This is a genomic window from Flavobacterium sp. (genome assembly GCF_044361015.1).
In the GTDB taxonomy this organism is placed as follows: Bacteria; Bacteroidota; Bacteroidia; order Flavobacteriales; family Flavobacteriaceae; genus Flavobacterium.
The window spans coordinates 1-5,263 of sequence record NZ_JBIKJL010000092.1; the positions used below are offsets into that span (position 1 = coordinate 1).

At 36.6% G+C, this 5,263-nt stretch carries 4 protein-coding genes; 1 reads left to right on the forward strand and 3 read right to left on the reverse strand.

The annotated features are described in order from the left end of the window. A partial coding sequence (locus tag ACIQ2Z_RS12485) for a transketolase C-terminal domain-containing protein (RefSeq protein ID WP_396184495.1) occupies positions 1–1,500 on the forward strand: 1,500 nt, incomplete at its 5' end. A 66-nt stretch (positions 1,501–1,566) separates the two neighbouring features. Here the strand turns inward: ACIQ2Z_RS12485 and ACIQ2Z_RS12490 are convergent. The 3 genes from ACIQ2Z_RS12490 to ACIQ2Z_RS12500 all read right to left on the reverse strand — a co-directional run bounded on the left by ACIQ2Z_RS12490 (position 1,567) and on the right by ACIQ2Z_RS12500 (position 4,385). After that, positions 1,567–2,100, reverse strand: a complete 534-nt coding sequence (locus ACIQ2Z_RS12490) for a DUF4136 domain-containing protein (protein ID WP_396184496.1) — start codon at positions 2,098–2,100, stop codon at positions 1,567–1,569. A gap of 75 nt (positions 2,101–2,175) precedes the next feature. Beyond that, on the reverse strand, positions 2,176–4,152 hold the full coding sequence (locus tag ACIQ2Z_RS12495) for a urocanate hydratase (RefSeq protein WP_396184497.1): 1,977 nt from the start codon (positions 4,150–4,152) through the stop codon (positions 2,176–2,178). Between the two features lie 56 nt (positions 4,153–4,208). Next, positions 4,209–4,385 (reverse strand): DUF5522 domain-containing protein, encoded by a 177-nt coding sequence (locus ACIQ2Z_RS12500; RefSeq protein ID WP_396184498.1) that lies wholly within the window; start codon positions 4,383–4,385, stop codon positions 4,209–4,211. Positions 4,386–5,263: the final 878 nt, after the last annotated feature.

A 5,263-nucleotide genomic window follows, 5' to 3' on the forward strand; every position in this document is an offset into this window, starting at 1 on the left:
CAAGATAACGGCTGGGATATTTCGGCAAATGCGGCTGAAACGCGTGCTCAAAATGCTTTTGAATATGCTAAAGGATTTCATGGAATAGAAGCCCTTTCGATCGATGGAGCCAATTTTACCGAAAGTTATTTAGCTTTAGAAAAAGTAGTAAAAACCATTCGTGAAGAAAGAAGGCCGTTTTTGGTGCATGCCAAAGTTCCCTTGTTAAATCACCATACATCCGGTGTTCGGATGGAGTGGTACCGGGATGATTTAGAAGAAGCAAAATCTCGTGATCCTTATCCGATTTTGATACAACAAATGCTGGAAGCAGGAATCACACAACGGGAAATAGACGATCAATTGGCGGTGGCTTTAACCACTGTCCAAAATGATTTTGAAAAAGCCCAACTAGCTGAAGATCCTAAGCCCGAAGATTTATTAACACACGATTTTGCACCAACACCCATCACTGAAGAAATAGGCGAACGAAATCCATCCCGTGAAGAAAAAGTTGTGATGGTCGATTGTGCCTTATTTGCAGTAGAAGAACTAATGAAGAAGCACCCAGAATGTTTGTTATATGGACAAGATGTCGGCGGACGTTTAGGTGGCGTTTTCCGGGAAGCGGCGACATTAGCCCAGAAATTTGGCGACGAACGTGTTTTTAACACACCCATTCAAGAAGCTTTTATCGTAGGTTCAACGGTTGGCATGTCGGCCGTTGGTTTGAAACCCATTGTTGAGGTGCAATTTGCCGATTACATTTGGCCGGGACTCAATCAATTATTCACTGAAGTTAGCCGTTCGTGTTATTTATCTAACGGTAAATGGCCGGTGAGTATGATTTTGCGTGTACCCATTGGAGCATATGGTAGTGGCGGTCCGTATCACTCTTCATCGGTAGAAAGTGTGCTAACAAATATTCGTGGAATCAAAATCGCGTATCCCAGTAATGGTGCCGATTTAAAAGGTTTGATGAAAGCGGCTTATTACGACCCCAATCCAGTGGTGATTTTGGAACATAAAGGATTGTATTGGAGTAAAGTGAAAGGGACAGATGCTGCACGTGTAAACGAACCAAGCGAAGATTATATGTTGCCTTTTGGGAAAGCGAATGTGCTGCAAGAAATTTGGGAACAGGAAACGGCTGAAACCATTACTGTTATTACTTACGGAATGGGAGTGCATTGGGCTTTAAATGCTTCATTAGATATCAAAAACCAAGTAGAAATCATCGATTTAAGAACTTTATTTCCTTTGGATGAGGAAACAATACTTATATCTGTAAAAAAGGCTAAAAAGTGCTTAATTGTGACCGAGGAACCCACCAATAATTCGTTCGCCAGAAGTTTAGCGGGACTTATTCAGGAAAAGTGTTTTAAATACTTGGACGCTCCGGTTATGGTCATTGGTTCAGAGAATATGCCTGCCATACCCTTGAACAGCACGTTAGAATTCACTATGATTCCGAATGTGGATAAGGTTCGTGCTAAGATGGATGAGTTGCTTGGGTATTAGTTTACAGTCACGGTCGCAGTTAGCAGTAACTGACGACTGCGACTGCAAACTGTGGCTATAAACCGCTTACTTCTTCACCGGTGGATATTGAGCTAAAATCTTAGTCACAAACTCTTTAATAAGCTCTTCTTTTTTATCCATGTTTTGAGTTAAAACACCAACGCCTTGACCTTGCCAAATTAATTCTTTTTTCTTGGCATCAATTAAATCAATGAATAGGGTGCCTTCGACATAAGACGATACGGATGTATTTCCTCCCCATAAATAAGGATTCCAGCCATAACCCCAGCCATAACCCCAACCGGCATTGAATTGGTTTACGTCTACTTGTTCGCGTTCTTTGGTGAAAATGTTTACTAATAAATCTGGGTTTTCACTTTTAGTAAATCCTTTGGCAGCCATTTGCTCATCAATGGCTCTAAGAATTCTTTTTTTGTCTAAATCTGAAATTTCAACTTTGTCAATACCACTTTTTTGAAAAGCATACGTTTTAAACTGATTGAAATCAACATTTTTGTCATAATCATAATTTACTTTAACTGAACTACAGGAAGTAAACAGAAAGAGTAGAAGCAGGGGTAGGAATTTGAGTGTTTTCATAGTATTATTTTTTTTGTTTCAGGTTTCAAGTTTCAGGTTCTGTGGGTTAACTTGAAACCTGAAACTTGAAACAATTTATAATAAATCATCATCTACTAAATTAGGGATGGTAATTTTTAATAAAGGTTGCGTCTTCATGGCTTTTTTTATTGCAAAAATAGCTCCTTCATTTCGTGCCCAATTTCTGCGGGCGATTCCGTTGTTGACATCCCAAAACAACATCGATTTTAGTCGTCTGTCGCTATCCTCTGTACCATCAAGAACCATACCAAATCCACCGTTAATTACTTCTCCCCAGCCAACTCCACCACCATTATGTATTGATACCCATGTTGCTCCACGGAAACTGTCGCCAATCACGTTGTGAATTGCCATATCTGCCGTAAAACTCGAACCATCATAAATATTGGACGTTTCGCGATAAGGAGAATCGGTTCCGGATACATCATGGTGATCACGGCCTAAAATAACATAACCAATTTCTTTTTTTGCTATCGCATTATTGAAAGCCTCTGCAATTTTCATTCTTCCTTCTGCATCGGCATATAGTATTCTGGCTTGTGAACCTACCACTAATTTATTTTTTTGAGCTTCTTTAATCCATTTGATATTGTCTTGCATTTGTTGATGAATTTCAATTGGAGCTGTTTTCGCTATTTCTTCTAAAACGGCACAAGCAATTTGATCTGTTTTGGCTAAATCTTCCGGTTTTCCACTAGCACAAACCCAGCGGAACGGACCAAATCCGTAATCAAAACACATTGGCCCCATGATATCTTGTACATAACTGGGGTATTTAAAATGAATACCATCAATGGCCATTACATCCGCTCCGGCACGTGAGGCTTCGAGCAAAAAGGCATTTCCGTAATCAAAAAAGTAAGTGCCTTTTGCGCTATGTTTATTGATGGCTGCTGCATGTCGAACTAACGTTTCTTTCACTTTAGTTTTGAACAATTCCGGATTGATTGCCATTAATTCATTTGATTCTTCAAAAGAAAGGCCTACAGGATAGTAACCTCCAGCCCATGGATTATGCAGGGAAGTTTGGTCTGAACCTAAATCGATGTGAATATTTTCTGAATCAAAACGTTCCCAAACATCAACAATATTTCCAAGGTAAGCGATGGAAACAACTTCTTTTTGAGTTTGTGCGTTTCGAACACGAATCACTAAATCTTCCACCTTTACAATCACTTCATTTATCCAACCTTGTTCGTGACGAATTTTAGTAATTTTTGGATTTACTTCTGCACAAATGGTGATACAACCTGCAATATTGCCTGCTTTGGGTTGAGCTCCACTCATTCCTCCAAGTCCAGATGTAACAAAAATTGAGCCTTCGGGATTTTTTTTGATTTTTCGAAATCCGTTTAAAACGGTAATTGTTGTTCCATGCACAATTCCTTGCGGACCAATGTACATATAACTTCCGGCAGTCATTTGTCCATATTGAGAAACGCCTAACGCATTCATTTTTTCCCAATCATCGGGTTTGGAATAATTTGGAATTACCATTCCATTCGTTATTACAACTCTAGGAGCCTCTTTATGCGACGGAAACAATCCCATAGGATGGCCTGAATACATCACTAAGGTTTGTTCTTCAGTCATTTCAGAAAGATATTTCATTGTCAATAGATACTGAGCCCAATTTTGAAAAACAGCACCATTTCCACCATAGGTGATCAACTCATGTGGATGTTGAGCTACTGCATAATCCAAGTTGTTTTGTATCATCAACATGATTGCTTTTGCTTGTTCACATTTTCCCGGATAATCAGAAATTGGGCGTGCATACATTCGGTAATCAGGGCGAAAGCGATACATGTAAATCCGACCATATTTTTCTAATTCATCTTTAAATTCAGGGAGTAATTCCGCATGATGTTTCGCCTCGAAATAGCGTAAGGCATTTCTAAGAGCTAACTTTTTTTCTTCTGCTGACAGAATCTCTTTTCGTTTGGGAGCGTGATTTATTTCAGATTCAAAAGGTTTTTGTTCAGGTAGTATTATTGGAATTCCTTCTGATATAGCTTCTTTAAATGTCATTTTAGTTGTATGTTATATGTTGCTTGTATTGCTAGTCACTAATCATCAGTAACTAATTACTTTTTAATAGTTCCTGTTTTTTTATCAAAGCCATAGGGACAATGTCGACAGCCACTTTTACAACAGTAGCCTCTTTTTAAATGGTATTTTTCCGTAAAACACTTATAACCTTCGGCCGTAAAATAAAAATCTTCGCCTTCAATTAATTTATTTTCAGAATTTGGTGTATTCATAGCTACAAAATTAGCAACTTTGTCACAAATGATAGTGATTGTTTTTAAATATTTAACGCCAAAAGGTTTTCGAGGTCTTACGTTGTTTCCATTTGTTTTTTTAAAGCACCATGGAGATAAGCACAATGCAGTTTTGTTAAACCACGAAAGAATTCATATTCGGCAACAAATTGAATTATTAATTATTCCTTTTTTTATTTGGTATGGCCTTGAATTTCTATACAAATGGATAAAATATAAAGACAGAAACTTAGCCTATCGAAGTATCTGCTTTGAAAGAGAAGCTTATCAAAATGAAAAAAACCTTTACTTTTTAAAGCAAAGGTCTTTTTGGAATTTCTTTAATTATTTTTAATAAATTACTTTTTCAATTTTAATTAATTCATTTTGTAACTTGATTTTCAACAGCAATGTAGTATTTTTTTTTTTTGAAGGGACGTTAGTTTGAATGAATTAGCATTCACATTGTTGTATTCTTTTAATTTTTGTCCTAAAACGTTCTAAACCATTATTGATTCAATTGGTTCAACAGTTGAATATACTTTTACAAATTCATTAGTCACTACTCTAATCTCGTTTTCAAGGGAAAATCAGGATTGCTAAGTGTTTCGTTCAAATATACAATTTCAAAACGATTGTCAAATGAACCTTGTTCAGATGAAAAAGTATAAGGATTTGTTTTTTATATTGTGTGTTATGTTTAAAAACTTATTTTTTAATGTAAAAAAACCTCATTTTATTAAAAATGAGGTTGTAAATGAGTTGATAGAAAAAGTATTAAAAAACTTTCTTATTTATGATTCTGTTTTCATTGGTTAGTATTGAAACTAAAAGTACTTGATCAGCAATTCCTTTAATGTCATTAATAGTTAAAAGGT